Origin of the sequence: Kosakonia sp. H7A, from assembly GCF_003028445.1 — a bacterium.
In the GTDB taxonomy this organism is placed as follows: Bacteria; Pseudomonadota; Gammaproteobacteria; order Enterobacterales; family Enterobacteriaceae; genus Kosakonia; species Kosakonia radicincitans.
In genome coordinates, this window is sequence record NZ_PYTZ01000076.1 from 1 (window position 1) to 513 (window position 513).

General features: G+C 69.8%; 2 protein-coding genes. One reads left to right on the plus strand and one right to left on the minus strand.

All coding sequences use genetic code 11. The features are described 5' to 3' along the window. Window positions 1-8 precede the first annotated feature (8 nt). Window positions 9-176, plus strand: a complete 168-nt coding sequence (locus CWM66_RS29625; RefSeq protein ID WP_369878952.1) for a hypothetical protein — start codon at window positions 9-11, stop codon at window positions 174-176. A gap of 24 nt (window positions 177-200) precedes the next feature. On the opposite strand, the gene CWM66_RS28995 is transcribed toward CWM66_RS29625, so the two are convergent. After that, window positions 201-513 (minus strand): hypothetical protein (locus tag CWM66_RS28995; RefSeq protein WP_199200080.1); only part of this gene is annotated, 313 nt, incomplete at its 5' end.

The following is a 513-nucleotide window of genomic DNA, read 5'->3' on the forward strand; positions in this document are numbered from 1 at the left end:
ACACCTGGCTGGCCGGCGAACGCTCCGGCGCGGACGCCTACCTGTTCGTGACGCTGCGCTGGGCGCAGCGCGTGGGCGTGGACCTCTCCGGCCTGGATGCGCTGGCCGCGTTCTTCACCCGCATGAGCGAAGATGCCGACGTGCAGGCCGCGCTCAAGGCAGAAGGCCTGTCCTGACCTGCGATCAGGCCCGTGCCGTCCTCAGGACGACACGGGCTGGCGGGTTTCCTCCAGCCATTGCTCGGTGAAGGCGTCGCCGCGCGCCTTGCGCAGGGCCGCCTCCAGATCGGGCAACACCTGCTGGAGCGATGCGACATCGGTGCAGCGTTCAACCTTGAGCTGCAGGAAGTAGCCCTTCAGGCCGAGATAGCGACCTACCGCGCCACTCATGCGGTCGTAAAGCCATCGGTACTCGCTGGCCATGTCGCGCGGCGGTTCCGTTCCGGCCTCGACCGCAGGAGCCGGCGCCGATGCCGGGCCGGCCGCTGGCGTCGCCGCAGTGGCAGCGGCGTTG